We start from the raw sequence: 25,110 nt of genomic DNA on the forward strand, positions 1-25,110 counted from the left end.
GCCAACCAGCTCTTCGCTATCGACATCACCGACGGCACCCAGGTGCTGGCGCTGCCGAAGGCGATCCAGCGGGACCCGATCCCCCACCCGAGAATTAGCAGTACAGACGACGACATAGGGGACATAGTGCTCGACGTCAACTTCTTCGACGAGCTGCGCATTGGTCTCGCCACCGCCGACGACATCCGTCAGTGGTCGCACGGCGAGGTCAAGAAGCCTGAGACGATCAACTACCGCACCCTGAAGCCGGAAAAGGACGGGCTCTTCTGCGAGAAGATCTTCGGTCCGCAGCGGGACTGGGAGTGCTACTGCGGTAAGTACAAGCGCGTCCGGTTCAAGGGCATCATCTGTGAGCGCTGCGGCGTCGAGGTGACTCGCTCCAAGGTCCGTCGTGAGCGGATGGGGCACATCGAGCTCGCTGCTCCGGTGACCCACATCTGGTACTTCAAGGGCGTGCCGAGCCGGCTGGGTTACCTGCTGGACCTCGCCCCCAAGGACCTCGAGAAGATCATCTACTTCGCCTCGTACGTCGTGACGAGCGTGGACGCGGAGTCGCGTCACCGTGACCTCTCGACGATCGAGAACGAGATCCTGGCCGAGAAGCGGCAGTCCGAGAACAGCCGCGACTCGGAGATCGAGAAGCGGGCCGCCAAGCTCGAGGCCGACCTGGCCGAGCTGGAGGCCGAGGGTGCCAAGGCGGACGTCCGGCGCAAGGTCAAGGAGGGCGGAGAGCGCGAGATGCGCCAGATCCGCGACCGGGCCCAGCGCGAGATCGACCGCCTGGACGAGGTGCTTGACACCTTCCGCAAGCTGGAGCCGAAGCAGCTGGTCACCGACGAGCTGCTCTACCGCGAGCTGCGCGACCGGTTCGGTGAGTACTTCACCGGTTCCATGGGCGCGGAGGCGATCAAGGCGCTGGTCCAGAACATGGACCTCGACGCCGAGGCCGAGAGCCTGCGGGAGACCATCCGGTCCGGCAAGGGTCAGCGGAAGATCCGGGCGCTCAAGCGGCTCAAGGTCGTCGCGGCGTTCCTGAACACCCGCAACTCGCCGCTCGGCATGGTGCTGGACTGCGTACCGGTCATCCCGCCGGACCTGCGCCCGATGGTGCAGCTCGACGGTGGCCGCTTCGCGACCTCGGACCTGAACGACCTGTACCGCCGCGTGATCAACCGGAACAACCGCCTCAAGCGACTGATCGACCTCGGCGCGCCCGAGATCATCGTCAACAACGAGAAGCGGATGCTCCAGGAGGCCGTCGACGCGCTGTTCGACAACGGCCGTCGTGGTCGGCCGGTCACCGGCCCGGGTAACCGCCCGCTCAAGTCGCTGTCCGACATGCTCAAGGGCAAGCAGGGCCGGTTCCGCCAGAACCTGCTGGGCAAGCGCGTCGACTACTCCGGCCGTTCGGTCATCGTGGTCGGCCCGAAGCTCAAGCTGCACCAGTGCGGTCTGCCCAAGCAGATGGCGCTGGAGCTGTTCAAGCCGTTCGTGATGAAGCGGCTGGTCGACCTCAACCACGCGCAGAACATCAAGTCCGCCAAGCGGATGGTCGAGCGTCAGCGCCCGGTCGTGTGGGATGTGCTGGAAGAGGTCATCGGCGAGCACCCGGTGCTGCTGAACCGGGCGCCGACCCTGCACCGCCTGGGCATCCAGGCCTTCGAGCCGCAGCTGGTCGAGGGCAAGGCGATCCAGATCCACCCGCTGGTCTGCACCGCCTTCAACGCCGACTTCGACGGTGACCAGATGGCGGTGCACGTGCCGCTGTCCGCCGAGGCTCAGGCCGAGGCGCGGATCCTGATGCTGTCGTCGAACAACATCCTCAAGCCGGCCGACGGTAAGCCGGTCACCATGCCCACCCAGGACATGGTCATCGGTCTGTACCACCTCACCCACCGCACCGCCGCTGAGAAGAAGGGCGAGGGTCGGGCGTTCAGCTCGGACGCCGAGGCGCGGATGGCCTTCGACAACGGCGAGCTGCACCTGCAGGCGCTGGTGAAGATCCGCCTGCGTGGCGTGACCGAGGTCGACAACGGTGCCGGCGCCGGGGCGTGGGCCGCCCCGGAGGGCTGGGTCGAGGGTGACCCGCTGACCGTGGAGACCACCCTGGGTCGGGTGCTGTTCAACGAGACGCTGCCGCAGGGCTACCGCTTCGTGAACTACGAGATCCGCAAGGGTCAGCTCTCCGCGATCGTCAACGACCTCGCCGAGCGCTTCCCCAAGGTGGCGCTGGCCGCCACCCTGGACGGGCTCAAGGAGGCCGGTTTCCACTGGGCCACCTGGTCCGGCGTGACGATCGGCATGGAGGACGTCATCGCTCCGCCGCGCAAGGCGGAGATCCTGGCGAAGTACGAGAAGGAAGCCGACCAGATCGACAAGCAGTACCAGCGTGGTCTGATGACCGCCGAGGAGCGTCGCGGCGAACTCATCACGATCTGGACCAAGGCGACCAACGAGGTCGCCAAGGAGATGGACACCGCGTTGCCGCAGGAGAACCCCCTGTGGAAGATGATCAACTCGGGTGCCCGCGGTAACCTGCTCCAGCTCCGGCAGATCGCCGCGATCCGTGGTCTGGTGGCCAACCCGAAGGGCGAGATCATCCCGCGGCCGATCAAGGCCAGCTACCGGGAGGGTCTGTCCGTGCTGGAATACTTCATCTCCACGCACGGTGCCCGTAAGGGTCTCGCCGACACCGCGCTACGGACCGCCGACTCGGGTTACCTGACCCGTCGTCTGGTGGACGTCTCGCAGGACGTCATCATCCGCGAAGAGGACTGCGGCACCGACCGGGCGATCCCGATGCAGATCGGCGAGAAGCTCGACGGCAAGCTCGCCGTCCACACCCACGCCGAGACCAGCGTGCACGCCCGGACCCTGGCCGACGACATCAAGGGGCCGGACGGCACCGTGGTCGCCGAGCGCGGTCAGGACATCAACTCCATCGGGGTCGACAAGATCGTCGCCGCTGGCGTGGAGACGGTCCGAGTGCGCAGCGTGCTCACCTGTGAGTCGAAGCTGGGTGTCTGCGCGGCCTGCTACGGCCGGTCGCTGCCGACCGGCAAGTCGGTCGACATCGGCGAGGCGGTCGGCATCATCGCCGCCCAGTCCATCGGTGAGCCCGGTACGCAGCTGACGATGCGTACCTTCCACACCGGTGGTGTCGCGGGTGAGGACATCACCCAGGGTCTGCCGCGTGTGCAGGAAATCTTCGAGGCTCGGGTCCCGAAGGGTAAGGCGCCCATCGCCGACACCCCCGGCAAGATCCGGATCGAGGACGGCGAGCGCTCGCGGAAGATCATCGTGGTGCCGGACGACGGCAGCGAAGAGATCGTCTACGACAAGATCTCGAAGCGGGTCAAGCTCCGGACCCACGACGGCGGTCACGTCGCGGTCGGCGAGAAGCTGACCGAGGGCACCATCGACCCGCACGAGCTTCTGCGGATCATGGGTCCGCGGGCGGTCCAGGTCCACCTGACCAGTGAGGTCCAGGAGGTCTACCGCTCGCAGGGTGTGCTCATCCACGACAAGCACATCGAGATCATCATCCGCCAGATGCTCAAGCGGGTGACGGTCATCGACTCCGGCTCGACCGAGTTCCTGCCGGGTGTGCTCGTCGACCGGGCGCTGTTCGAGTCGGAGAACCGCCGGCTCGTCTCGGAGGGCGGCGAGCCCGCCGCTGGTCGTCCGGTGCTGATGGGTATCACCAAGGCCTCGCTGGCCACCGACTCCTGGCTCTCGGCGGCCTCCTTCCAGGAGACCACCCGGGTGCTGACCGACGCTGCGATCAACTCGCGCAGCGACTCGCTGGTCGGCCTCAAGGAGAACGTGATCATCGGAAAGCTCATCCCGGCCGGTACGGGCATCAGCAAGTACCGCAACGTCCGGGTCGAGCCGACCGAGGAGGCCAAGGCCAAGGTCTACTCGATGACCGGGTACCCGGAGACCGACTACGGCTTCGGACCGGCCAGCGGGCAGGCTGTGCCGCTGGACGACTTCGACTTCGGGTCGTACCGCTAAACACCAAGCACACGACGAGGCCCCCGGTATCCGCCGGGGGCCTCGTCGTGTCCGGACCCACCCACCTCCGGTCCGAGTTCGGCATGATGGGGGGATGACGACCGCACCCGGGCAGGTGTCCGTCGCGCAGCAGGGCCTGCGCCACCCGTTGGACCCGGATCCGGCCCGCGCCACGAAGGCTCGGGCGGTCTTCGCCCTCGGGCTGCTCGGCCTGTTGACCGGGTTGTTCATCGGCGGGGTGGTGCCGGCGACGGTGGCACTGCAACTGGCCCGGCAGGCGCGCCGTGAGGCGTACTCCTCGGGGGGTTTCCTGACCGGCGGCAGCTGGCTGCGGCGGGGGGAGCGGATGGCCTGGACCGGCCTGGTGCTGGTCGCGGTCAGCGTGGTGACCTTGGTGGTGATCGGCGTGGTGCGGTTGGCTGGTGCGCCGTTCGGTCACGACTACCCGGCGAACATGGACTGAGCCGCCGCGCCCGGCGATGGCGCCGGCACCTCCGGCGGTAGCCTGGCCGATGTCCGCCGTGCGGCGGCGGCGGCCTTTCGACAGGAGGACCTCGTGACGGATCCGGCGCGGCCCCCTGCGGACGAGCCGGCCGGCCAGCCGGCTGCGCCGGCTCCGTCCGAGCTGACTCCGTCCGAGCCCACCGGCTGGCCGCAACCGGACCCGAGCAGCGAGCCGCACCCACCCGCGTCCACGCCGGGTTGGGGCGCGCCGACCTCTGCCGCGCCGCACCCCGCCGGGGGTACGACCAGTCCGCCCGGCTCAGGTCCGCCCTCCGGGGTGCCCACCCCGACACCGCCAGGGTGGGGCCCGCCGCAGTCTGGGCCTGGTGTGCCGGACGGGTGGGGTCCGCAGCAGTCTGGACCTGGTGTGCCGCCGGGTTGGGGTCCGCCGCAGTCTGGGCCTGGTGTGCCTTACGGGTGGGGTCCGCAGCAGTCCGGGCCTGGTGTGCCGCCGGGTTGGGGTCCGCCGTCGTCCGGGCCTGGTGTGCCGCCGGGTTGGGGTCCGCCGTCCGGTCCGGCGCCCGCTTGGGCTGGGATGCCGGGCCATCCGGTTCCGCCACCCACCGACGCCCAGCACCGGCCGCCGAAACGGGTGGAGGCGGTGCCGGGCACCCCGTTCGGCGTCGTACACCTGGATGTGGCTCCGGTCACGTCGGGGCTGGCCATCGGGGCCCTGGTGGCCGGGATCGCGTCGGTCCTGGTGTCGTTGCTGGTCATCTGCTTCGGGGTGGCCTTCGCGAACGAGGGCGGGGCCTGGGCTTCCGGAGCGTTCACCGCGCTCGGGTTGCTGGCCGGCGTGGGGGCGGTCGTGACCGGTCTGCTCGGCCGGCGGCAGATCCGCCGTCCGGCCGCGCCGCCTGCGGTCCGGTTCACCGGCCGAGGGCTCGCGATGGCCGGAATCAGCTGTGGCGCGGCGGGGGCCCTGCTCAGCCTCCTGGGTCTCGGCCTGGCGCTGCTGCTCGCCCTGACGTGAGGCTGGTCACCGTCGGCTCCGGCACCTGACCCGCTTTCGCACCCCCTTGCCGCTGTCCGGCCCGGGGGCGACGGGTGGTCCCGCGGGGAAGCCGGTACACTTGTGTCAGTAGGTGCCCATCGCGGGCGACGGGGCAGGACGAGATTCGGCCGGCGGGTGTGCGACAGTCGGCGGGCCCTTCCGTTTTGACCTGGGCGGTTGTGGTAGGTACTCTTTCCCCTTGTGCCCGGGCATGCCCGGGCAACTCGTGCGTGCGCTGTTTCCGGATTCCGGACGGCGGCACGACAAGCCAAGGATCCGGGGCGGGGCGACCCGCGCGCCGGTGACACAAACCCGATCGCACGCGTAAGCGTCCGCAACGGGACCGTGGAGCGGGCGACACGCCCGACCGCGGGTGCCGGGGCCTCCGTGAGGTGGCCCAGGTCGGAATGTAGGAGAGCCGGTCAGCAGGCCGGCTAACGAGCGACGGCGCGGCCGCGAATGCGGCCGAAGGGAGCGGAGAAACCCGGTGCCCACGATCCAGCAGCTGGTCCGAAAGGGCCGCCAGGCGAAGACGACCAAGACCAAGACCCCGGCGCTGAAGGGTTCCCCTCAGCGGCGCGGCGTGTGCACCCGCGTGTACACCACCACCCCGAAGAAGCCGAACTCGGCGCTGCGCAAGGTCGCTCGCGTGAAGCTCAGCAGTCAGATCGAGGTGACCGCCTACATCCCGGGCGTCGGTCACAACCTCCAGGAGCACTCGATCGTGCTCGTGCGCGGTGGCCGGGTGAAGGACCTCCCCGGCGTGCGTTACAAGATCGTTCGCGGTTCGCTGGACACCCAGGGTGTCCGCAACCGCAAGCAGGCGCGCAGCCGTTACGGCGCGAAGAAGGAGAAGAGCTGACATGCCGCGTAAAGGACCCGCTCCGCGGCGGCCACTGGTCGCTGACCCGGTGTACAACTCGCCGCTGGTCACCCAGCTGGTGAACAAGATCCTGCTCCGCGGTAAGCGTCAGCTCGCCGAGTCCATCGTGTACGCGGCCCTGGAGGGCTGCCGCGAGAAGTCCGGCACCGACCCGGTCGTCACCCTCAAGCGGGCGATGGACAACGTCAAGCCGACCCTCGAGGTGCGCAGCCGTCGCGTCGGTGGCGCCACCTACCAGGTTCCGGTCGAGGTCCGCCCGACCCGGGCGACCACGCTGGGCCTGCGTTGGCTGGTCACCTACTCGCGCGCCCGGCGCGAGAAGACCATGGTCGAGCGGCTGATGAACGAGCTGCTGGACGCGAGCAACGGCCTCGGTGCCGCCGTCAAGCGGCGCGAGGACACGCACAAGATGGCCGAGTCGAACAAGGCCTTCGCGCACTACCGCTGGTAACACCCTGGTTCCGGCGCCTCCGGGCGCCGGAACCGCCACCAGTTGTGTCGAGACGACGATAAGTAGGGATTGAAGTGGCCGCCGCAGACGCGCTCGCCAAGGTACGCAACATCGGCATCATGGCGCACATCGATGCCGGTAAGACCACGACCACCGAGCGGATCCTGTTCTACACCGGCATCACGTACAAGATCGGTGAGGTCCACGAGGGCGCTGCCGTCATGGACTGGATGGAGCAGGAGCAGGAGCGTGGTATCACCATCACCTCCGCTGCTACCAAGTGTGAGTGGAAAGACCACACGATCCAGATCATCGACACGCCCGGTCACGTCGACTTCACGGTCGAGGTCGAGCGGTCGCTGCGTGTCCTGGATGGTGCGGTCGCGGTCTACGATGGCGTTGCCGGTGTGGAGCCGCAGACGGAGAACGTCTGGCGGCAGGCCGACAAGTACAACGTCCCGCGGATGTGCTTCGTCAACAAGCTCGACCGGACCGGTGCCGACTTCTTCCGCTGCGTGCAGATGATGATCGACCGGCTCAACGCCACCCCGTTGGTGCTCCAGATCCCGATCGGGCTCGAGGGCGACCACATCGGCGTCGTCGATCTGATCGGCATGCGTGCGCTCACCTGGCGTGGGGAGACCCAGAAGGGTGACGACTACGCGATCGAGGAGGTCCCGGCCGACCTGGCCGACTCCGCGGCCGAGTGGCGCGAGAAGCTGATGGAGACCCTGGCCGACGTCGACGACGCGGTGATGGAGAAGTACCTGGAAGGCGAAGAGGTCTCCGTCGAGGAGATCAAGGCCGCCATCCGGCGCGCCACCATCGCTGGCAAGGCCAACCCGGTGCTCTGCGGCTCGGCGTTCAAGAACAAGGGCGTTCAGCCCATGCTCGACGCCGTTGTCGATTTCCTGCCGTCGCCGCTGGATGTTCCGGCGATCGAGGGCACGGCCACCGACGGCGAGACCCCGGTGGTGCGGAAGCCGTCCAAGACGGAGCCGTTCTCCGGGCTGGCCTTCAAGATCCAGACGGACAAGCACCTCGGCAAGCTCACCTACGTCCGGGTCTACTCCGGCACGCTCGATTCCGGTTCCCAGGTGGTCAACTCCACAAAGGACCGCAAGGAGCGGATCGGCAAGATCTACCAGATGCACGCCAACAAGCGGGAAGAGCGTCCGTCGGCGCAGGCCGGCGACATCATCGCGGTGCAGGGTCTCAAGCAGACCACCACCGGCGACACGCTCTCCGACCCGGCGAACCCGGTGATCCTGGAGTCGATGACGTTCCCGGAGCCGGTCATCTCGGTGGCGATCGAGCCGAAGACCAAGTCCGACCAGGAGAAGCTCGGCACCGCCATCCAGCGGCTGGCCGAGGAGGACCCGACCTTCCGCGTCCGTCTGGACGAGGAGACCGGTCAGACGGTCATCTCCGGCATGGGCGAGCTGCACCTGGACATCCTGGTTGACCGGATGCGCCGCGAGTTCAACGTCGAGGCCAACGTCGGCAAGCCGCAGGTGGCGTACCGCGAGACCATCCGCCGCAAGGTGGACAAGGTCGAGTACACCCACAAGAAGCAGACCGGTGGTTCCGGCCAGTACGCCCGCGTGATCGTGAGCGTCGAGCCGCTGCCGCTGGACAACGACTCGCCGACCTACGAGTTCGCCAACGGCGTCAGCGGTGGCCGCATCCCTCGGGAGTTCATCCCGTCGGTGGACGCCGGAGCGCAGGATGCGCTGCAGTACGGCATCCTGGCGGGCTTCCCGCTGGTCGGCGTGAAGCTGACCCTGCTGGACGGCCAGTACCACGAGGTCGACTCGTCGGAAATGGCATTCAAGATCGCCGGCTCGATGGTGATGAAGGACGCGGCCCGCAAGGCCGATCCCGCGTTGCTCGAGCCGATGATGGCCGTTGAAGTCACCACTCCTGAGGAGAACATGGGTGACGTCATCGGTGACCTCAACTCCCGCCGCGGCCTCATCCAGGCGATGGAGGAGCGCAGTGGCGCCCGCATCGTCAGGGCTCTGGTGCCGTTGTCGGAGATGTTCGGCTACGTCGGCGACCTGCGGTCGAAGACCCAGGGCCGGGCTAGCTACAGCATGCAGTTCGACTCCTACGCCGAGGTTCCGCAGAGCGTCGCGAAGGAGATCATCGCCAAGGCAACGGGCGAGTAACGCCCTGAGCAGGTGATTCGTGGTTGGTCGCGGGAGGGTTCACCCGCCCGCGGCCACCACGATCGGATCGCGTGAGACCGGGTCTGTAGGCTTCATCGCCGCAGAACCCACAAAGGCTCTCCGACCGTCAGGTCGGAAAGGCTGTCGACAGAGTCCTAAGCGCCGACCGGCGCGCCGGGCGTACGAACCAAGAAGTCCACAGGAGGACACCAGTGGCGAAGGCTAAGTTCGAGCGGACTAAGCCGCACGTCAACATCGGCACCATTGGTCACATCGACCACGGTAAGACGACGCTGACGGCGGCCATCACCAAGGTCCTGCACGACCAGTTCCCGGACCTGAACCCCTACACGCCGTTCGACGAGATCGACAAGGCGCCGGAGGAGAAGGCCCGCGGCATCACGATCTCGATCGCGCACGTCGAGTACCAGACCGAGGCGCGGCACTACGCGCACGTCGACTGCCCCGGCCACGCGGACTACATCAAGAACATGATCACCGGTGCCGCGCAGATGGACGGCGCGATCCTGGTGGTCGCGGCGACCGACGGCCCGATGCCGCAGACCCGCGAGCACGTGCTGCTGGCCCGTCAGGTTGGTGTGCCGTACATCGTCGTGGCGCTCAACAAGAGCGACATGGTCGATGACGAGGAGCTCCTGGAGCTCGTCGAGCTCGAGGTCCGTGAGCTGCTCTCCTCGCAGGAGTACCCGGGTGACGACCTGCCGGTCGTTCGGGTTTCGGCGCTGAAGGCCCTCGAGGGTGACCCCGAGTGGACCGGCAAGCTGCTGGACCTGATGACCGCTGTCGACACCTCGATCCCGCAGCCGGAGCGCGAGATCGACATGCCGTTCCTGATGCCGGTTGAGGACGTCTTCACGATCACCGGTCGTGGCACCGTCGTCACCGGTCGCGTGGAGCGCGGCGTTCTCCTGCCGAACGAGGATGTTGAGCTCGTCGGTATCAAGGAGAAGAGCTTCAAGACCAAGGTCACCGCGATCGAGATGTTCCGGAAGACCCTGGACGACGCCCGCGCAGGCGAGAACGTCGGCCTGCTGCTGCGTGGCACCAAGCGCGACGAGGTCGAGCGCGGCATGGTCGTCGTGAAGCCGGGCTCGAACACCCCGCACACGGAGTTCGAGGCGACGGTCTACATCCTCTCCAAGGAGGAGGGCGGCCGGCACACCCCGTTCTTCCAGAACTACCGCCCGCAGTTCTACTTCCGGACCACGGACGTCACCGGTGTCGTCACCCTCCCCGAGGGCACCGAGATGGTCATGCCGGGCGACAACACGTCCATGTCGGTGAAGCTGATCCAGCCCATCGCCATGGAGGAGAACCTCAAGTTCGCGATCCGCGAGGGTGGCCGTACCGTCGGCGCCGGGTTCGTCACCAAGATCATGAAGTGAACTAGGTAACCCCGATTAGACCCGCCGCCGGTCGTGCGGCATACTAGTCAGGTTGCGTAACGACAGTTCGTCGCCTGTGTTCGGCTTTCGCTGAACCTCCGGGTGGCGAGACAGTCGAGCGTGGGGTGGTTGGCGGCCCAGTCGCCAACCACCCTCGCACGGCGTTCAGGTCGCGGTAACGCGATCTGCGCCTTGACTCTCCGCGCGGTCAGCACCACTCCGGAACCACGGGGCGGAGCTCGGCCCGAGGGCGCGACACGCCCGACCGCGGGGGTCGGCGAAGTGGGCCTGTGCCAGCCGGCACAGGCGCCCGCAACACAGCGGCATCGAGAGAAGGAACAGAAGCCACCATGGCGGGACAGAAGATCCGCATCCGGCTCAAGGCCTATGACCACGAGGTCGTCGACTCCTCGGCTCGGAAGATCGTCGAGACGGTGACGCGCACCGGGGCGCAGGTCGCGGGCCCGGTGCCGCTGCCCACGGAGATCAACCGTTTCTGCGTTATCCGCTCGCCGCACAAGTACAAGGACTCGCGCGAGCACTTCGAGATGCGCACGCACAAGCGGCTGATCGACATCATCGACCCGACCCCGAAGACGGTCGACTCGCTCATGCGCCTCGACCTGCCGGCTGGCGTCGACATCGAGATCAAGCTGTAGGGACCGGACAATGGACAGGCAAGTCAAGGGGATCCTGGGCGCCAAGCTCGGCATGACCCAGGTCTGGGACAACAACCGTGTTGTTCCCGTGACCGTGGTCGAGGCCGGCCCGTGCGTCATCAGCCAGGTTCGTAGCGCCGAGAAGGACGGTTACTCCGCGGTCCAGCTGGCCTACGGCACCATCGACCCGCGCAAGGTCAAGAAGCCGATCAGCGGGCACTACGCCAAGGCGGACGTGGCGCCGCGCCGGCACATCGTCGAGCTGCGCACCACGGACGCGGGGGAATACTCGCTCGGCCAGGAAGTCACGGTCGAGGAGTTCCCGGCCGGCGTCACCATCGACGTCACCGGCAAGACCAAGGGCAAGGGTTACGCCGGCCCGATGAAGCGGCACGGCTTCCACGGTCTGGGTAGCAGCCACGGTGTCGAGCGCAAGCACCGTTCGCCCGGTTCCATCGGTGCCTGCGCGACCCCCGGTCGTGTCTTCAAGGGCACCCGGATGGCCGGTCGGATGGGTGGCGTTCGCTACACCGTGCAGAACCTGACCATCCAGGCGATCGACACCGAGAACAACCTCCTGCTCGTTCGTGGTGCCATTCCTGGTCCCAAGGGCGCGCTGGTTCTGGTCCGTACCGCGGCCAAGATCAAGGTGAAGAAGGGCGGTGCGGCCAAGTGACCACCGTTGACGTGCGCACCGTCGAAGGCACCACCAGCAGCTCCGTCGAGCTGCCGGCGGACATCTTCGACGTGCAGGCCAACGTCGCGCTGATGCACCAGGTCGTGGTGGCCCAGCTCGCGGCGGCCCGACAGGGCACGCACAAGACCAAGACCCGCGCCGAGGTATCTGGTGGCGGCAAGAAGCCGTACAAGCAGAAGGGCACCGGTCGCGCCCGGCAGGGCTCGATCCGCGCGCCGCAGTTCGCCGGCGGTGGCGTCGTGCACGGTCCCGTGCCGCGCGACTACAGCCAGCGGACCCCGAAGAAGATGAAGGCCGCCGCTCTGCGGGGTGCCCTCTCCGACCGGGCCCGCGCCGGGCAGGTGCACGTCGTCGAGGCGTTCGTCTCGGGCGAGAAGCCGTCGACCAAGGCGGCCCTGACCACGCTGACCAAGCTCACCGAGGCCCGTCGGGTCCTGGTCGTGCTGAGCAGCACCGACGAGCTGAACTGGGTGTCGCTGCGCAACGAGCCGCGCGTGCACCTGATCGAGTCCGGCCAGCTGAACACGTACGACGTGCTGGTGGCCGACGACGTGGTCTTCACCAAGGACGCCCTGGACGAGTTCCTGGGCGTGCCCGCCGAGACCACCGAGGAGGGTGGCAAGTGAGCACGATCGCCGACCCGCGCGACATCATCGTGGCGCCGGTCGTCTCGGAGAAGAGCTACAGCGAGCTGAACCGGAACTGGTACACCTTCCTGGTGCACCCGGACGCGAACAAGACCGAGATCAAGATCGCTATCCAGCAGATCTTCAACGTCCGCGTCCTGACGGTCAACACGCTCAACCGCCAGGGTAAGCGCAAGCGCACCAAGACCGGCTTCGGTCAGCGCAAGGCGACCAAGCGGGCGATCGTGAAGCTGGCTGACGGTGACCGCATCGAGGCCTTCGGCGGCCCGGTCAGCTGAGGGGTGTAGACAATGGCTATCCGTAAGTACAAGCCGACGACGCCGGGCCGACGTGGCTCGAGTGTCGCTGACTTCGCCGAGATCACCCGGTCCACGCCGGAGAAGTCGCTGCTGGTTCCGCTGCCGAAGAAGGGCGGGCGTAACGCCCACGGCCGGATCACCACGCGGCACCACGGCGGCGGTCACAAGCGCCAGTACCGTCTGATCGACTTCAAGCGGGTCGACAAGGACGGCGTGCCGGCGAAGGTCGCTCACATCGAGTACGACCCGAACCGCACGGCGCGCATCGCGCTGCTGCACTACGCCGACGGCGAGAAGCGGTACATCATCGCGCCGAAGGACCTGAAGCAGGGCGACCGCGTCGAGTCCGGGCCGGGCGCCGACATCAAGCCGGGTAACAACCTGCCGCTGCGCAACATCCCGGTCGGTACCACGATCCACAATGTCGAGCTGCGTCCGGGTGGCGGGGCCAAGCTGGCCCGGTCCGCCGGCGTCGGTATCCAGCTGCTCGGCCGCGAGGGCGCGTACGCGACCCTGCGTATGCCGTCCGGCGAGATCCGGCGGGTGGATGTGCGCTGCCGCGCCAGCGTCGGCGAGATCGGCAACGCCGACCAGTCGAACATCAACTGGGGCAAGGCCGGCCGGATGCGGTGGAAGGGCAAGCGCCCGACCGTCCGTGGTGTCGCCATGAACCCGGTCGACCACCCGCACGGTGGTGGTGAGGGTAAGACCTCCGGTGGTCGCCACCCGGTCAACCCGCAGGGTAAGCCCGAGGGCCGCACCCGCCGTAAGGGCCAGCCGAGTGACCGGCTGATCGTCCGCCGCCGCTACGCCACGCGTAAGCGCGGCTGAGGGAGATAAGACATGCCTCGCAGCCTGAAGAAGGGCCCGTTCGTCGACGACCACCTGCTCAAGAAGGTGGAAGTACAGAACGACAAGGGCTCCAAGAACGTGATCAAGACCTGGTCGCGGCGTTCGACGATCATCCCCGAGATGCTGGGGCACACGATCGCCGTTCATGACGGACGCAAGCACGTCCCGGTGTTCGTGACCGAGGCGATGGTCGGGCACAAGCTCGGCGAGTTCGCGCTGACCCGCACTTTCAAGGGTCACGAGAAGGACGACCGGAAGAGCCGTCGGCGCTGACGCCGCGGGCATACGGATAGAGGGAACAAGGGGTTACAGCGATGCCAGGAAAGGGCGACGCTCCGGTGCTTCCGGGCGCGCGGGCGGTTGCGCGGCACGTGCGCATCTCGCCGATGAAGGCGCGCCGGGTGGTCAACCTCGTCCGCGGCCTGCCCGCGAAGGAGGCGCTCACGGTGCTGCAGTTCGCGCCGCAGGCTGCGAGCGAGCAGGTGTACAAGGTGCTCGCTAGCGCGATCGCCAACGCGGAGAACAACGAGCGGCTGGACCCCGACGCGCTGCTCGTCAGCGAGGCCTTCGTGGACGAGGGCCCGACGATGAAGCGGTTCCAGCCGCGGGCGCAGGGTCGGGCGTACCGAATCCGCAAGCGCACCTGCCACATCACCGTGGCGGTCGAAGCGGTCGCGCCGGCAGCGCCGAGGAAGGCCGCGGCGAAGAAGGCCGCCCCGGCCACGGAGGCCGCACCGGCCGAAGCGCAGAGCAAGACGGAGGACGCCGAGTAATGGGTCAGAAGGTTCACCCCACTGGGTTCCGGCTCGGCATCTCGACCGACTGGAAGTCTCGCTGGTTCGCGGACAAGCTCTACAAGGACTACATCGGCGAAGATGTCAAGATTCGCCGCATGATGTCCAAGGGCCTCGAGCGTGCCGGGATTTCCAAGGTCGACATCGAGCGCACCCGCGACCGGGTCCGGGTCGACATCCACACCGCCCGGCCGGGCATCGTCATCGGCCGTAAGGGTGCGGAGGCCGACCGGATCCGCGGCGAGCTTGAGAAGCTCACCGGCAAGCAGGTTCAGCTGAACATCATCGAGGTGAAGAACCCCGAGTCGGACGCCCAGCTTGTCGCGCAGGGCGTGGCCGAGCAGTTGTCCAGCCGGGTCAGCTTCCGTCGGGCGATGCGCAAGGCCATGCAGTCGGCGATGAAGAACCCGGTCTGCAAGGGCATCCGGGTTCAGGTCTCGGGCCGCCTCGGCGGCGCCGAGATGAGCCGGACCGAGTTCTACCGTGAGGGCCGGGTTCCGCTGCACACGCTGCGGGCCAACATCGAGTACGGCTTCTTCGAGGCCCGCACGACGTTCGGTCGGATCGGTGTGAAGGTCTGGATCTACAAGGGCGACGCCGTCCCGGGCCGGGAGGCTCCGGCCGAGGCCGGTCCGTCCCGCCCGCGTCGTGGTGAGCGTGGCGACCGTCCCGAGCGTCCGCGTCGTGGCCGGTCGGGTTCGTCCGGCACCACGGCCGGTGGCACCGAGGCCGGGCGGGCTGCTGCGACCACCATCGCGCAGCAGGCCGAGACGCCGAGCGGCGAGCCGGTGGACAGCGCAGCTGTCGCCGCCGTGGCTGCTCCGGCAGAAACGCAGCAGGAGGGCTGACAGATGCTGATGCCGCGCAAGCCCCCGAAGGGCTTCCGCAAGCCGCACCACCCGGACCGCAGTGGCGCGTCCAAGGGTGGTAACCGGGTGGTGTTCGGCGAGTTCGGGATCCAGGCTCTCGAGCCGGCGTACGTGACGAACCGGCAGATCGAGTCGGCACGTATCGCGATGACTCGCCACATCAAGCGTGGTGGCAAGGTCTGGATCACGATCTTCCCGGACCAGGCCCTCACCAAGAAGCCTGCCGAGACCCGGATGGGTTCCGGTAAGGGTTCTCCCGAGTGGTGGGTCGCCAACGTCAAGCCGGGGCGGGTTCTCTTCGAGATGTCCTTCCCCAACGAGCAGACCGCGCGCGAGGCCATGCGTCGCGCGATCCACAAGCTCCCGATGAAGTGCCGCATTGTTACGCGCGAAGTGGGTGAATCCTGATGGCAGCGGGCGTTAAGGCGACCGAGCTGCGTGAGCTCTCCGAAGAGGAGCTGGTCACGAAGCTGCGGGAGGCCAAGGCGGAGCTGTTCAACCTCCGCGTGCAGGCCGCAACCGGGCAGCTGGACAACAACCGGCGGTTGCAGGTCATCCGTCGGGAGATCGCCCGGATCTACACGATCATGCGTGAGCGCGAGCTGGGGCTCTCGGCCGCGCCGACTGAGGTGACTGCATCATGACCGAAGAGACCGCCACCGCCGCCGCGCGGTCGCGCCGCAAGGTCCGCGAGGGCCTGGTGATCAGCGACAAGATGGACAAGACCGTCGTCGTCGAGGTCGAGGACCGGGTTCGGCACGCGCTGTATGGCAAGATCATGCGCCGTACGGCCAAGCTGAAGGTGCACGACGAGCAGAACGCCGCTGGCACCGGTGACCGGGTTCTCATCATGGAGACCCGGCCGCTGAGCGCCACCAAGCGTTGGCGGATCGTGGAGATCCTGGAAAAGGCCAAGTAGCGAAGGCTCGAGTTCGCCCGGCGTTGCGTCGGGCGTAGGTTCCGCCAGGCTCCGGCCGCTACGGCGGCCGGAGAACCGGCAGACATAGGAGATAGACGTGATTCAGCAGGAGTCGCGACTGCGCGTCGCCGACAACACGGGTGCACGGGAGATCCTGTGCATCCGGGTTCTCGGTGGCTCGGGTCGGCGCTACGCGAGCATCGGCGACGTCATCGTGGCCACGGTCAAGGACGCGATCCCGGGTGCCGGTGTGAAGAAGGGCGACGTCGTCAAGGCGGTCGTCGTTCGCACGGCCAAGGAGAGGCGTCGGCCGGACGGCTCGTACATCCGCTTCGACGAGAACGCCGCCGTCATCATCAAGGACGGCGGGGACCCGCGTGGTACCCGCATCTTCGGCCCGGTGGGCCGGGAGCTGCGGGACAAGCGGTTCATGAAGATTATTTCCCTCGCGCCGGAGGTGTTGTGACCGTGAAGGTCAAGAAGGGCGACACGGTCGTCGTCATCGCCGGCAAGGACAAGGGTGCCAAGGGCAAGGTCATTCAGGCCTACCCGCGGCAGGACAAGATCCTGGTCGAGGGCGTGAACCGGGTCAAGAAGCACACCCGCATCAGCACCACCCAGCGTGGCGCCAAGACCGGCGGCATCGTCACTCAGGAGGCCCCGATCCACGTCTCGAACGTGCAGGTCCTGGACTCCGACGGCAAGCCGACCCGCGTCGGTTACCGGATCGACGACAACGGCCAGAAGGTCCGCATCGCGCGTAGCACCGGTAAGGACCTGTGATGACCACGGCTACCGAAAAGACCCTGCCGCGCCTCAAGGAGCGGTACCGCAACGAGATCGTGGCCCAGCTGCGCGAGCAGCGCAGCTACGGCAACCCCATGCAGGTGCCGCGGCTGGTCAAGATCGTCGTCAACATGGGTGTCGGCGAGGCTGCTCGCGACGCCAAGCTGATCGACGGCGCGGTCCGCGACCTCGCCACGATCACCGGCCAGAAGCCGCAGGTGCGGCGGGCGACCAAGTCCATCGCGCAGTTCAAGCTGCGCGAGGGCATGCCGATCGGTGCGAAGGTGACCCTTCGCGGCGACCGGATGTGGGAGTTCCTGGACCGGCTGCTGTCCATCTCGCTGCCGCGTATCCGCGACTTCCGCGGCCTGGACGGGCGCAAGCTGGACGGGCACGGCAACTACACGTTCGGTCTGACCGAGCAGTCGGTGTTCCACGAGATCGACCAGGACCGGATCGATCGCCAGCGGGGCATGGACATCACGGTGGTCACGACCGCCACGACCGATGACGAGGGACGGGCGCTGCTCAAGCTCCTGGGCTTCCCGTTCAAGGAGAACTGAGATGGCCAAGAAGGCGCTGATCATCAAGGCGGCCGCGAAGCCGAAGTTCTCGGTTCGCGCCTACACCCGCTGCCAGCGGTGCGGGCGTCCGAAGGCGGTCTACCGCAAGTTCGGGCTCTGCCGGATCTGCATCCGGGAGATGGCCCACCGCGGTGAGCTGCCGGGCGTGTCCAAGGCTTCCTGGTAAGGGCGACCGCGTCCCGGCCGTCGGCCGGGAACTCCTGCACCGATTAGGTATTGCTCTTCGCCGTAGGCCCGGGGCTGATGCCCCGGGAACCCCGGCGAGAAAGGCTGACGAAATCCATGACGATGACCGACCCGATCGCAGACATGCTCACGCGTCTGCGTAACGCCAACCAGGCGTACCACGATCAGGTGAAGATGCCCTACTCCAAGATCAAGGCGAACATCGCCGAGGTCCTGAAGGCAGAGGGTTACATCTCCACCTGGTCGGTCGAGGAGCCCGAGGAGGGCGCCGTCGGCAAGCGACTGGTCGTCGAGCTGAAGTACGGCCAGAGCCGCGAGCGGAGCCTGGCCGGCATCAAGCGCGTGTCCAAGCCCGGTCTCCGGGTGTACGCCAAGTCGGACGGGCTCCCCCGGGTGCTCGGTGGGCTGGGCGTGGCGATCATTTCGACGTCCCAGGGGCTGCTGACCGACCGGCAGGCCCGCAAGCGGAGTGTTGGCGGGGAAGTCCTCGCCTTCGTCTGGTAACGGGAGACAGGTAGAAATGTCGCGAATTGGACGTAAGTCGATCCCGGTGCCAGCCGGCGTCGACATCACGATCGACGGGCAGACCGTCAAGGTCAAGGGCCCCAAGGGCCAGCTTCAGCACACCCTCGCCGAGCCGATCACGGTCGAGCGGGTTGAGGATGGGCAGCTGAGCGTCAACCGGCCGAACGACGAGCGCAAGGCCAAGGAACTCCATGGCCTGAGCCGTACGCTGGTTGCCAACATGATCGTCGGGGTCACCGAGGGCTACCGCAAGAGCCTGGAGATCGCCGGCACCGGTTACCGGGTCACCGCCAAGGGTTCGGACCTCGAGTTCGCGCTCGGGTTCTCGCACCCGGTGGTCGTCCCCGCCCCGGCGGGCATCACCTTCACGGTGGAGCGGCCGACCCTGTTCCACGTGGCTGGCATCGACAAGCAGCAGGTCGGTGAGGTCGCCGCCAACATCCGGAAGATCCGCCCGCCGGAGCCCTACAAGGGCAAGGGCGTGAAGTACCAGGGCGAGGTCATCCGCCGCAAGGCCGGAAAGGCAGGTAAGAAGTGAGCGCCACGCTGCTCAAGCGCCGCCGCGGTGTCGCCGCCAAGCGCGCCGTTGGGCGTGCGCGTCGGCACTTCCGCGTCCGCAAGAACGTCAGCGGTACGTCCGAGCGTCCGCGCCTGGTCGTCACCCGTTCGCTGCGGCACATGGTCGCCCAGATCGTCGACGACACCAAGGGCCACACCCTGGCGTCGGCGTCGACCCTGGACGCCTCGCTGCGCGGTGCGGAGGGCGACAAGAGCGCCCTCGCCGGCAAGGTGGGCGCACTGCTCGCCGAGCGGGCCAAGGCCGCCGGCGTCTCCAAGGTCGTCTTCGACCGCGGCGGCAACCGGTACGCGGGGCGAGTCGCCGCGCTTGCCGACGCCGCCCGCGAAGCCGGGCTCGAGTTCTAACAACCCCGTCACGAGAGATAAGGAAGGCTGCTGATGCCAGGTCAACAGCGCCGTGGCGGCGGGTCCGGTGGCAACGAGGGTGGTCGCCGCGACAACCGCCGTGAGGGCGGCCGCGGAAACGCGCCCGTCGAGAAGACCCCGCACCTTGAGCGGGTCGTCGCGATCAACCGCGTCGCCAAGGTCGTGAAGGGTGGTCGTCGCTTCAGCTTCACCGCCCTGGTGATCGTGGGCGACGGCGACGGCACGGTCGGCGTGGGCTACGGAAAGGCCAAGGAGGTGCCCGCGGCCATCGCCAAGGGTGTCGAGGAGGCCAAGAAGCACTTCTTCAAGGTTCCGCGGATCGGTCAGTCGATCCCGCACCCGGTGACGGGTGAGGACGCCGCTGGCGTCGTGCTGCTCAAGCCGGCCTCGGCCGGTACGGGTGTCATCGCCGGTGGTCCGGTGCGTGCCGTGCTGGAGTGCGCCGGGATCCACGACGTGCTCTCCAAGAGCCTCGGCTCGTCGAACCCGATCAACATCGTGCACGCCACCGTGGCGGCCCTGAAGGGGCTTGAGTCCCCCGAGCAGGTCGCGGCGCGTCGTGGCCTGCCGGTGGAGGACGTCGCGCCGGCCGCCATGCTGGCGTCGCGTGCGGGGGTGGCGCGCTGATGGCACGTCTGAAGGTCACCCAGCTCCGGTCCGGTATCGGGACCAAGCACAACCAGCGTGAGTCGCTGCGTTCGCTCGGTCTCAAGCGGATCAACGACGTGGTGGTCAAGGAGGACCGGCCCGAGATCCGCGGCATGATCTTCACTGTGAGCCACCTCGTGAAGGTCGAGGAGGTCGAGTAATGACGATCAAGGTGCATCACCTGCGCCCGGCGCCAGGTTCCAAGACCGCGAAGACCCGTGTGGGTCGCGGTGAGGGTTCCAAGGGCAAGACCGCTGGTCGCGGTACCAAGGGTTCCAAGGCTCGGAAGAACATCTCGGCGGCGTTCGAGGGTGGGCAGATGCCCATCCACATGCGACTGCCGAAGATGAAGGGCTTCAAGAACAGGTTCAAGGTGGTCTTCCAGGTGGTCAACCTGGACCGACTCGCTGAGCTGTTCCCGAATGGTGGTCAGGTCGGCCCGCTGGAGCTCGTCGAGTCCGGCGCGGTCCGCAAGGGTCACCCGGTCAAGGTCCTCGGCACCGGGGACCTCGGCGGTGTGGCGCTCCAGGTGTCTGCGCACGCGTTCAGTGCGTCGGCCAAGGAGAAGATCGCTGCCGCCGGTGGCTCCGCCACCGAGCTGTAAGGCGTACCGCCCATGGCGCCCGTCCAGTTGTGAGCAACTGACGGGCGCCATGGTCTGCCTGGGCCTCAAACGCCCGGTAACATCGGAATCGATTTATGTAGTCGGGCGCATCTGCCCGGACCGGGGTCGGGCTGTTAGAGTCCCATCCCAGCCATGGATTGCGGGCACTCGCTCGTGATCCACCCTCACCCGCCAGGGATCACCGGCGGCCCGCCTCGCGCAGGAGGAAGAAGTTGCTGTCCGCCTTTCTCAGTGCGTTCCGTACGCCTGACCTGCGCAAGAAGCTGCTGTTCACAGTAGGCATCATCGCGGTCTACCGGCTGGGTGCAACGCTCCCCAGCCCGGGCGTCTCGTACGGCAACGTGCAGAAGTGCCTCGACTCCATCTCGGGTGACACGACGGGCCCGCTGAATCTGCTCAACCTCTTCTCCGGCGGAGCGCTGCTACAGCTCTCGGTCTTCGCGCTGGGCATCATGCCCTACATCACCGCGTCGATCATCCTGCAGCTGCTGACCGTCGTGATCCCACGGCTGGAGCAGCTCCGCAAGGAGGGCCAGGCCGGCCAGGCGAAGATCACGCAGTACACCCGCTACCTGACCCTCGGCCTCGGTGTGCTGCAGGCCTCGGCGTTCGTTGCCCTGGCCCGCTCGGGGCAGCTGTTCCAGAACCGCTGCGACCAGTTCCCGATCATCCCGACCGGCACCGGCATCCCGGACTGGCTGACCCTGGCCATCCTGGTGATCACCATGACCGCCGGCACCGGCATGGTCATGTGGCTCGGTGAGCTGATCACCGACCGGGGCGTCGGCAACGGCATGTCCGTTCTGATCTTCACCTCGATCGCGGCCCGGCTGCCCGGCGAGGGCTGGCAGATCAAGACCAGCCAGGGTTGGGGCAAGTTCGCCCTGGTCATCGCGCTGGTCCTGGTGGTCATCACCGCTGTCACCTTCATCGAGCAGGCGCAGCGCCGGATTCCCGTGCAGTACGCCAAGCGGATGATCGGCCGGCGGATGTACGGCGGGACCTCGACCTACATCCCGCTGAAGGTCAACCAGGCGGGTGTGATCCCGGTCATCTTCGGCTCGTCGCTGCTCTACCTGCCGCAGCTGGCCCTGCAGTTCTTCGACCAGAACGATCCGGGCAAGGTCCAGGCGTGGATCCAGAACAACCTGGTCGCCCCGAACAGCCCGATCTACATCTCGGTGTACTTCCTGCTGATCATCTTCTTCACGTACTTCTACGTCTCGATCACGTTCAACCCGACCGAGGTCGCGGACAACATGAAGAAGTACGGCGGGTTCGTGCCGGGCATCCGGCCGGGCAAGCCGACGGCCGACTACCTGGACTTCATCCTCAGCCGGATCACCCTGCCGGGCGCGCTCTACCTCGGCGTCATCTCGATCCTGCCGAACTTCTTCTTCATCTGGCTGGACAGCCAGCAGTACCAGAACTTCCCGTTCGGTGGCACCGCTGTGCTCATCATGGTCGGCGTCGGTCTGGAGACCGTGAAGCAGATCGAGAGCCAACTCATGCAGCGGAACTACGAAGGGTTCCTGCGGTAGATGAGACTCGTTCTGGTTGGCCCGCCGGGTGCGGGTAAGGGCACGCAGGCGGAGTTCGTCGCCGCGCACCTGTCGGTACCCAAGATCTCGACCGGAGACATCTTCCGCTCGAACGTCACCCAGGGCACGCCGCTCGGCATCGAGGCGAAGCGGTACATGGACGCAGGCGAGCTGGTCCCGGACGAGGTCACCATCAACATGGTCCGGGACCGGCTGGCCGAGCCCGACGCCAGCGAGGGCTTCCTGCTCGACGGCTTCCCGCGGACCACTCCGCAGGCGGCCGCCCTGGACAAGCTCCTCGCCGACCTGGGCACCGCGCTGGATCTGGTCCTGGAGCTGGTGGTCGACGACGACGAGGTGATCCGGCGCCTCTCCGGTCGGCGTACCTGCCGGGGCTGCGGCAAGATCTGGCACGTCGAGTTCGACGCCACCACCCGCCAGGGCATCTGCGACAGGTGTGGCGCCGAGCTGTTCCAGCGCGACGACGACAAGCCGGAGACGATCGCCACCCGGCTTCGTGAGTACAGCGAGAAGACCGCGCCCCTTGTCGACTACTACGGCGCTCAGGGCAAGCTGGTCGGGATCGACGCCACCGGCCCGGTGGAGGACGTCACGACCCGGGCCATCGACGCACTGCGGTCGTACGGCGGCTGAGGTCCCGCCGCACCACGGCGGATAGAGTGCGAACAGCGGGGTACGCATGACGTGCCCCGCTGTTCGGCAACGAAAGGTAATCGCTCCATGCGTCGTCCCCAGCTGGACATCCAGCTGAAGACCCCTGACCAGATCGATAAGATGCGGGCCGCCGGTCTGGTGGTCGCCGAGGCGCTCCGCCGGATGCGGGAGGCTGTCGCGCCCGGTGTGAGCACCGCCGACCTGGACGCCATCGCCGAATCGACAATCCGCGACGCGGGCGGCGTCCCGTCGTTCAAGGGCTACCACGGTTTCCCGGCGTCGATCTGCTCCTCGGTCAACGAGCAGATCGTGCACGCCATCCCGTCGCCGAAGCAGGTGCTTCAGGCCGGTGATCTGATCTCCATCGACTGCGGCGCGGTGCTGGACGGGTGGCACGGCGACTCCGCCATCACCGTCGGGGTCGGCGACGTCGACCCGGCACTGCTGAAAATGGCCCAGGTCGCCGAGGACGCGATGTGGGCCGGCATCACCGCCGCCGCCCGCGGCGCGGCCAGCGGCAAGGGCCGCCTCACCGATATCTCGCACGCCGTGGAGAGCGCGGTTCGCAAGGGCGGCCGGTACGGCATCGTCGACGGCTACGGCGGGCACGGCATCGGCACTGAGATGCACCAGGACCCGCACGTGCTCAACCACGGTCGGCCGGGCAAGGGCCCGCGTCTGGTGCCCGGCATGGCGTTGGCCATCGAGCCGATGATCACGATGGCGTCTCCCCGTACTGTCGAGTTGGCCGACGGCTGGACGGTCGTCACCCGGGACGGCTCGATCGCGGCGCACGTCGAGCACTCGATGGCGCTGCTGCCCGACGGCGTGTGGGTGCTCACGGCCTTCGACGGAGGCCGCGCCCGCCTGGGCGACCTGGTGACCGCCCGCCAACCCGCCGCCTCCACCACCCCCTAGGTTCTCCGCCCCGCACCGCCGTGGGTCACGAGGTTGTGGTCGGTAGCTTCCTGATCGATCGAGCCCTGGGGTAGGGCGTGGCTGGCGTGCCGGTGGCATGCTTGCCGGCATGGACGGGCGCGACAGGATGCGAGCGGCAGACGCGGACCGCGAGGCGGTGGCCGAACGGCTGCGGGCCGCCCTCAACGAGGGCCGTGTGGACCTGCACGAGTACGACGAGCGGTTGCAACGGGCCTACGCCGCGCGGACGTACGCCGAGCTGGACACGCTGCTGATCGACCTGCCACCGATGCCGCCCCCGTCGCAGCCGGCCCTGCGGTCGGCCAGCCCGACGGCCCAGCCGCCCACCGGTCGGCTCGCCTCGTTCGCGCTCGGCGACACCAATCGTTGGCTGGGCGAGGTGTGGTGGCCGTACCTGAGGGTGCTCGCTATCGTGGTGACCGTCTGGGGCGTGACCTCGCTGCTGAGTCAGGAACTGCTCTACTTCTGGCCGGCCTGGGTGGCCGGGCCGTGGGGGGTGGTGCTGCTGCTCCGGACGGTGGGCGGGTTGGCCGGGGGAGAGCCCCGGCGCCAGGCGATCGAGCGGGAGCGCCGGCGGGAGCGCAAGCGGGTGAAGCGGGAGCGCAAACGCGAGCTCCGCGCCAACGAACCGGACAACCCACCCTCGGTCGGCTGATCCACCCCGCCCCGACGCGCCACGCCGCGCGTTGATCATGAAGTTAGCGTCGTCTCAAGCGGCGTGTCGTGACGACAACTTCATGATCGACATGAGTCGGTGAGGTGGGTGGGTGGCCGGTTTGGCGTGCGAGTGCAGGTCGGCGTAGACTTTCAGATCGGCGCACAGCGTCCACTCCGGCATGCCCACCCTGCGCTTCGGTGGGACCTGGAGCCGCGGCTGGCGCGGACTTCTGATTCTGATCAGATTTCCGTGTAAGACGTTGTGGGTCGCCCGGAGCAATCGACGTCAGGACAGCGGAGGACATGCCGAAAAAAGACGGAGCCATTGAGATCGAGGGTCGGGTCATCGAGCCTCTGCCGAACGCCATGTTCCGGGTAGAGCTCGCGAACGGCCACAAGGTGTTGGCTCACATCAGCGGCAAGATGCGGCAGCACTACATCCGCATCCTTCCGGAGGACCGGGTCGTCGTCGAACTCTCGCCGTACGACCTGACCCGCGGGCGCATCGTCTACCGCTACAAGTAGTCCTGACGACGGCCGGGAAGTCCGTGTCCGTCTTCGACGTCCGGCTTCGCGCATGGCGCGTCCCCGGGCCAGATGGGAAGTAAGGCAACCGTGAAGGTCAAGCCGAGCGTCAAGAGGATCTGCCAGAAGTGCCGGGTTATCCGCCGGCACGGCCGGGTCATGGTCATCTGCAGCGACCCGCGCCACAAGCAGCGCCAGGGCTGACTCAGTCCCACCGGCCGTGACACGGCCGGTCGGATCGGTCCCGGCCGCAGATCCAGGCAGCACAACACCAGCTCGTTCCAGCCACGAGCGGTACGCAGCGCGTACTCA

At 67.5% G+C, this 25,110-nt stretch carries 34 protein-coding genes and 1 pseudogene; all 35 read left to right on the forward strand.

Annotation, left to right across the window (positions count from 1 at the left end; genetic code table 11):
• A pseudogene (locus ABZU25_RS30085) lies at positions 1-78 on the forward strand (50S ribosomal protein L25); the annotation flags it as partial.
• 48 nt (positions 79-126) lie between these two features.
• Positions 127-4,017 carry a DNA-directed RNA polymerase subunit beta' gene (locus tag ABZU25_RS30090; protein ID WP_355032763.1) on the forward strand — a complete coding sequence of 1,297 codons (3,891 nt, stop codon included), beginning with the start codon at positions 127-129 and terminating at the stop codon, positions 4,015-4,017.
• A 94-nt stretch (positions 4,018-4,111) separates the two neighbouring features.
• Complete coding sequence (locus tag ABZU25_RS30095) at positions 4,112-4,480, forward strand: hypothetical protein (protein WP_355032738.1); 369 nt, start codon at positions 4,112-4,114, stop codon at positions 4,478-4,480.
• A gap of 633 nt (positions 4,481-5,113) precedes the next feature.
• Positions 5,114-5,494 carry a hypothetical protein gene (locus ABZU25_RS30100; RefSeq protein WP_355032764.1) on the forward strand — a complete coding sequence of 127 codons (381 nt, stop codon included), beginning with the start codon at positions 5,114-5,116 and terminating at the stop codon, positions 5,492-5,494.
• A 508-nt stretch (positions 5,495-6,002) separates the two neighbouring features.
• Positions 6,003-6,377 (forward strand): 30S ribosomal protein S12, encoded by a 375-nt coding sequence (rpsL, locus tag ABZU25_RS30105; RefSeq protein ID WP_007465318.1) that lies wholly within the window; start codon positions 6,003-6,005, stop codon positions 6,375-6,377.
• A 1-nt stretch (position 6,378) separates the two neighbouring features.
• Positions 6,379-6,849: a 30S ribosomal protein S7 gene (gene rpsG / locus ABZU25_RS30110; protein WP_007465317.1), complete on the forward strand. Its 471-nt coding sequence runs from the start codon at positions 6,379-6,381 to the stop codon at positions 6,847-6,849.
• A gap of 74 nt (positions 6,850-6,923) precedes the next feature.
• Entirely contained in the window at positions 6,924-9,020 is a 2,097-nt protein-coding gene (gene fusA / locus ABZU25_RS30115; RefSeq protein ID WP_355032739.1) for an elongation factor G, read from the forward strand.
• Positions 9,021-9,232: 212 nt separating this feature from the next.
• A complete protein-coding gene (tuf, locus tag ABZU25_RS30120; protein ID WP_355032740.1) occupies positions 9,233-10,426 on the forward strand; it encodes an elongation factor Tu in 1,194 nt (397 codons plus the stop codon).
• A gap of 350 nt (positions 10,427-10,776) precedes the next feature.
• The gene (gene rpsJ, locus ABZU25_RS30125; RefSeq protein ID WP_007073037.1) at positions 10,777-11,085 is read left to right on the forward strand and encodes a 30S ribosomal protein S10; all 309 of its coding nucleotides are present in this window, start codon (positions 10,777-10,779) and stop codon (positions 11,083-11,085) included.
• Between the two features lie 10 nt (positions 11,086-11,095).
• Positions 11,096-11,761 carry a 50S ribosomal protein L3 gene (rplC, locus tag ABZU25_RS30130; protein WP_355032741.1) on the forward strand — a complete coding sequence of 222 codons (666 nt, stop codon included), beginning with the start codon at positions 11,096-11,098 and terminating at the stop codon, positions 11,759-11,761.
• Complete coding sequence (gene rplD, locus ABZU25_RS30135) at positions 11,758-12,408, forward strand: 50S ribosomal protein L4 (protein ID WP_355032742.1); 651 nt, start codon at positions 11,758-11,760, stop codon at positions 12,406-12,408. The genes rplC and rplD overlap by 4 nt, the downstream gene beginning before the upstream one ends.
• Entirely contained in the window at positions 12,405-12,707 is a 303-nt protein-coding gene (rplW, locus tag ABZU25_RS30140; RefSeq protein WP_007465304.1) for a 50S ribosomal protein L23, read from the forward strand. Before rplD ends, rplW begins: the two co-directional genes overlap by 4 nt.
• A gap of 12 nt (positions 12,708-12,719) precedes the next feature.
• Positions 12,720-13,559 carry a 50S ribosomal protein L2 gene (gene rplB / locus ABZU25_RS30145; RefSeq protein WP_110563095.1) on the forward strand — a complete coding sequence of 280 codons (840 nt, stop codon included), beginning with the start codon at positions 12,720-12,722 and terminating at the stop codon, positions 13,557-13,559.
• Between the two features lie 12 nt (positions 13,560-13,571).
• Positions 13,572-13,853 carry a 30S ribosomal protein S19 gene (gene rpsS / locus ABZU25_RS30150; RefSeq protein ID WP_007465299.1) on the forward strand — a complete coding sequence of 94 codons (282 nt, stop codon included), beginning with the start codon at positions 13,572-13,574 and terminating at the stop codon, positions 13,851-13,853.
• A 41-nt stretch (positions 13,854-13,894) separates the two neighbouring features.
• Positions 13,895-14,353 (forward strand): 50S ribosomal protein L22, encoded by a 459-nt coding sequence (gene rplV / locus ABZU25_RS30155; protein ID WP_007465297.1) that lies wholly within the window; start codon positions 13,895-13,897, stop codon positions 14,351-14,353.
• A complete protein-coding gene (gene rpsC, locus ABZU25_RS30160) occupies positions 14,353-15,222 on the forward strand; it encodes a 30S ribosomal protein S3 (RefSeq protein WP_355032743.1) in 870 nt (289 codons plus the stop codon). The genes rplV and rpsC overlap by 1 nt, the downstream gene beginning before the upstream one ends.
• A 3-nt stretch (positions 15,223-15,225) precedes the next feature.
• Complete coding sequence (gene rplP / locus ABZU25_RS30165; RefSeq protein WP_053653940.1) at positions 15,226-15,651, forward strand: 50S ribosomal protein L16; 426 nt, start codon at positions 15,226-15,228, stop codon at positions 15,649-15,651.
• Positions 15,651-15,887, forward strand: coding sequence for a 50S ribosomal protein L29 (gene rpmC, locus ABZU25_RS30170; RefSeq protein ID WP_007465283.1), 237 nt, complete (start codon positions 15,651-15,653; stop codon positions 15,885-15,887). Before rplP ends, rpmC begins: the two co-directional genes overlap by 1 nt.
• Complete coding sequence (gene rpsQ / locus ABZU25_RS30175) at positions 15,884-16,162, forward strand: 30S ribosomal protein S17 (protein WP_030489590.1); 279 nt, start codon at positions 15,884-15,886, stop codon at positions 16,160-16,162. The genes rpmC and rpsQ overlap by 4 nt, the downstream gene beginning before the upstream one ends.
• A 97-nt stretch (positions 16,163-16,259) precedes the next feature.
• Positions 16,260-16,628: a 50S ribosomal protein L14 gene (rplN, locus tag ABZU25_RS30180; protein ID WP_007465279.1), complete on the forward strand. Its 369-nt coding sequence runs from the start codon at positions 16,260-16,262 to the stop codon at positions 16,626-16,628.
• Complete coding sequence (gene rplX / locus ABZU25_RS30185; RefSeq protein ID WP_355032744.1) at positions 16,625-16,945, forward strand: 50S ribosomal protein L24; 321 nt, start codon at positions 16,625-16,627, stop codon at positions 16,943-16,945. The genes rplN and rplX overlap by 4 nt, the downstream gene beginning before the upstream one ends.
• The gene (rplE, locus tag ABZU25_RS30190; protein ID WP_110563094.1) at positions 16,945-17,511 is read left to right on the forward strand and encodes a 50S ribosomal protein L5; all 567 of its coding nucleotides are present in this window, start codon (positions 16,945-16,947) and stop codon (positions 17,509-17,511) included. Before rplX ends, rplE begins: the two co-directional genes overlap by 1 nt.
• Position 17,512: 1 nt before the next feature.
• Positions 17,513-17,698 carry a type Z 30S ribosomal protein S14 gene (locus tag ABZU25_RS30195; protein WP_272613587.1) on the forward strand — a complete coding sequence of 62 codons (186 nt, stop codon included), beginning with the start codon at positions 17,513-17,515 and terminating at the stop codon, positions 17,696-17,698.
• 116 nt (positions 17,699-17,814) lie between these two features.
• The gene (rpsH, locus tag ABZU25_RS30200) at positions 17,815-18,222 is read left to right on the forward strand and encodes a 30S ribosomal protein S8 (RefSeq protein ID WP_124816396.1); all 408 of its coding nucleotides are present in this window, start codon (positions 17,815-17,817) and stop codon (positions 18,220-18,222) included.
• Positions 18,223-18,238: 16 nt separating this feature from the next.
• Positions 18,239-18,781 carry a 50S ribosomal protein L6 gene (gene rplF, locus ABZU25_RS30205; protein ID WP_355032745.1) on the forward strand — a complete coding sequence of 181 codons (543 nt, stop codon included), beginning with the start codon at positions 18,239-18,241 and terminating at the stop codon, positions 18,779-18,781.
• Positions 18,778-19,167: a 50S ribosomal protein L18 gene (gene rplR / locus ABZU25_RS30210; protein WP_151488126.1), complete on the forward strand. Its 390-nt coding sequence runs from the start codon at positions 18,778-18,780 to the stop codon at positions 19,165-19,167. Before rplF ends, rplR begins: the two co-directional genes overlap by 4 nt.
• Before the next feature lie 33 nt (positions 19,168-19,200).
• Complete coding sequence (gene rpsE, locus ABZU25_RS30215) at positions 19,201-19,815, forward strand: 30S ribosomal protein S5 (protein WP_007465263.1); 615 nt, start codon at positions 19,201-19,203, stop codon at positions 19,813-19,815.
• Positions 19,815-19,997 (forward strand): 50S ribosomal protein L30, encoded by a 183-nt coding sequence (rpmD, locus tag ABZU25_RS30220; RefSeq protein ID WP_007465262.1) that lies wholly within the window; start codon positions 19,815-19,817, stop codon positions 19,995-19,997. The genes rpsE and rpmD overlap by 1 nt, the downstream gene beginning before the upstream one ends.
• Positions 19,997-20,440 carry a 50S ribosomal protein L15 gene (gene rplO / locus ABZU25_RS30225; protein WP_355032746.1) on the forward strand — a complete coding sequence of 148 codons (444 nt, stop codon included), beginning with the start codon at positions 19,997-19,999 and terminating at the stop codon, positions 20,438-20,440. Before rpmD ends, rplO begins: the two co-directional genes overlap by 1 nt.
• 233 nt (positions 20,441-20,673) lie before the next feature.
• The gene (gene secY / locus ABZU25_RS30230) at positions 20,674-22,002 is read left to right on the forward strand and encodes a preprotein translocase subunit SecY (RefSeq protein WP_355032747.1); all 1,329 of its coding nucleotides are present in this window, start codon (positions 20,674-20,676) and stop codon (positions 22,000-22,002) included.
• Entirely contained in the window at positions 22,003-22,656 is a 654-nt protein-coding gene (locus ABZU25_RS30235) for an adenylate kinase (RefSeq protein WP_355032748.1), read from the forward strand. It abuts the gene before it with no gap.
• Positions 22,657-22,743: 87 nt separating this feature from the next.
• Positions 22,744-23,595: a type I methionyl aminopeptidase gene (map, locus tag ABZU25_RS30240; RefSeq protein WP_355032749.1), complete on the forward strand. Its 852-nt coding sequence runs from the start codon at positions 22,744-22,746 to the stop codon at positions 23,593-23,595.
• Positions 23,596-23,722: 127 nt separating this feature from the next.
• On the forward strand, positions 23,723-24,271 hold the full coding sequence (locus ABZU25_RS30245; RefSeq protein WP_355032765.1) for a DUF1707 domain-containing protein: 549 nt from the start codon (positions 23,723-23,725) through the stop codon (positions 24,269-24,271).
• 305 nt (positions 24,272-24,576) lie between these two features.
• Positions 24,577-24,798 (forward strand): translation initiation factor IF-1, encoded by a 222-nt coding sequence (gene infA, locus ABZU25_RS30250; RefSeq protein WP_007073013.1) that lies wholly within the window; start codon positions 24,577-24,579, stop codon positions 24,796-24,798.
• Positions 24,799-24,888: 90 nt separating this feature from the next.
• Complete coding sequence (gene rpmJ / locus ABZU25_RS30255; RefSeq protein WP_088952025.1) at positions 24,889-25,002, forward strand: 50S ribosomal protein L36; 114 nt, start codon at positions 24,889-24,891, stop codon at positions 25,000-25,002.
• Positions 25,003-25,110: the final 108 nt, after the last annotated feature.

This window comes from Micromonospora sp. NPDC005215 (genome assembly GCF_040607915.1).
GTDB lineage: Bacteria > Actinomycetota > Actinomycetes > Mycobacteriales > Micromonosporaceae > Micromonospora.

Excerpts from the sequence above, each read along its gene's own strand:
- ABZU25_RS30095 (WP_355032738.1), top strand. The coding sequence starts at position 4,112 with ATGACGACCGCACCCGGGCAGGTGTCCGTCGCGCAGCAGGGCCTGCGC.
- rpsG (WP_007465317.1), top strand. The coding sequence starts at position 6,379 with ATGCCGCGTAAAGGACCCGCTCCGCGGCGGCCACTGGTCGCTGACCCG.
- rpsJ (WP_007073037.1), top strand. The coding sequence starts at position 10,777 with ATGGCGGGACAGAAGATCCGCATCCGGCTCAAGGCCTATGACCACGAG.
- rplC (WP_355032741.1), top strand. The coding sequence starts at position 11,096 with ATGGACAGGCAAGTCAAGGGGATCCTGGGCGCCAAGCTCGGCATGACC.
- rplB (WP_110563095.1), top strand. The coding sequence starts at position 12,720 with ATGGCTATCCGTAAGTACAAGCCGACGACGCCGGGCCGACGTGGCTCG.
- rpsS (WP_007465299.1), top strand. The coding sequence starts at position 13,572 with ATGCCTCGCAGCCTGAAGAAGGGCCCGTTCGTCGACGACCACCTGCTC.
- rplV (WP_007465297.1), top strand. The coding sequence starts at position 13,895 with ATGCCAGGAAAGGGCGACGCTCCGGTGCTTCCGGGCGCGCGGGCGGTT.
- rpsC (WP_355032743.1), top strand. The coding sequence starts at position 14,353 with ATGGGTCAGAAGGTTCACCCCACTGGGTTCCGGCTCGGCATCTCGACC.
- rplP (WP_053653940.1), top strand. The coding sequence starts at position 15,226 with ATGCTGATGCCGCGCAAGCCCCCGAAGGGCTTCCGCAAGCCGCACCAC.
- rpmC (WP_007465283.1), top strand. The coding sequence starts at position 15,651 with ATGGCAGCGGGCGTTAAGGCGACCGAGCTGCGTGAGCTCTCCGAAGAG.
- rpsQ (WP_030489590.1), top strand. The coding sequence starts at position 15,884 with ATGACCGAAGAGACCGCCACCGCCGCCGCGCGGTCGCGCCGCAAGGTC.
- rplE (WP_110563094.1), top strand. The coding sequence starts at position 16,945 with ATGACCACGGCTACCGAAAAGACCCTGCCGCGCCTCAAGGAGCGGTAC.
- ABZU25_RS30195 (WP_272613587.1), top strand. The coding sequence starts at position 17,513 with ATGGCCAAGAAGGCGCTGATCATCAAGGCGGCCGCGAAGCCGAAGTTC.
- rpsH (WP_124816396.1), top strand. The coding sequence starts at position 17,815 with ATGACGATGACCGACCCGATCGCAGACATGCTCACGCGTCTGCGTAAC.
- rplF (WP_355032745.1), top strand. The coding sequence starts at position 18,239 with ATGTCGCGAATTGGACGTAAGTCGATCCCGGTGCCAGCCGGCGTCGAC.
- rpsE (WP_007465263.1), top strand. The coding sequence starts at position 19,201 with ATGCCAGGTCAACAGCGCCGTGGCGGCGGGTCCGGTGGCAACGAGGGT.
- rpmD (WP_007465262.1), top strand. The coding sequence starts at position 19,815 with ATGGCACGTCTGAAGGTCACCCAGCTCCGGTCCGGTATCGGGACCAAG.
- rplO (WP_355032746.1), top strand. The coding sequence starts at position 19,997 with ATGACGATCAAGGTGCATCACCTGCGCCCGGCGCCAGGTTCCAAGACC.
- ABZU25_RS30235 (WP_355032748.1), top strand. The coding sequence starts at position 22,003 with ATGAGACTCGTTCTGGTTGGCCCGCCGGGTGCGGGTAAGGGCACGCAG.
- map (WP_355032749.1), top strand. The coding sequence starts at position 22,744 with ATGCGTCGTCCCCAGCTGGACATCCAGCTGAAGACCCCTGACCAGATC.
- ABZU25_RS30245 (WP_355032765.1), top strand. The coding sequence starts at position 23,723 with ATGCGAGCGGCAGACGCGGACCGCGAGGCGGTGGCCGAACGGCTGCGG.
- infA (WP_007073013.1), top strand. The coding sequence starts at position 24,577 with ATGCCGAAAAAAGACGGAGCCATTGAGATCGAGGGTCGGGTCATCGAG.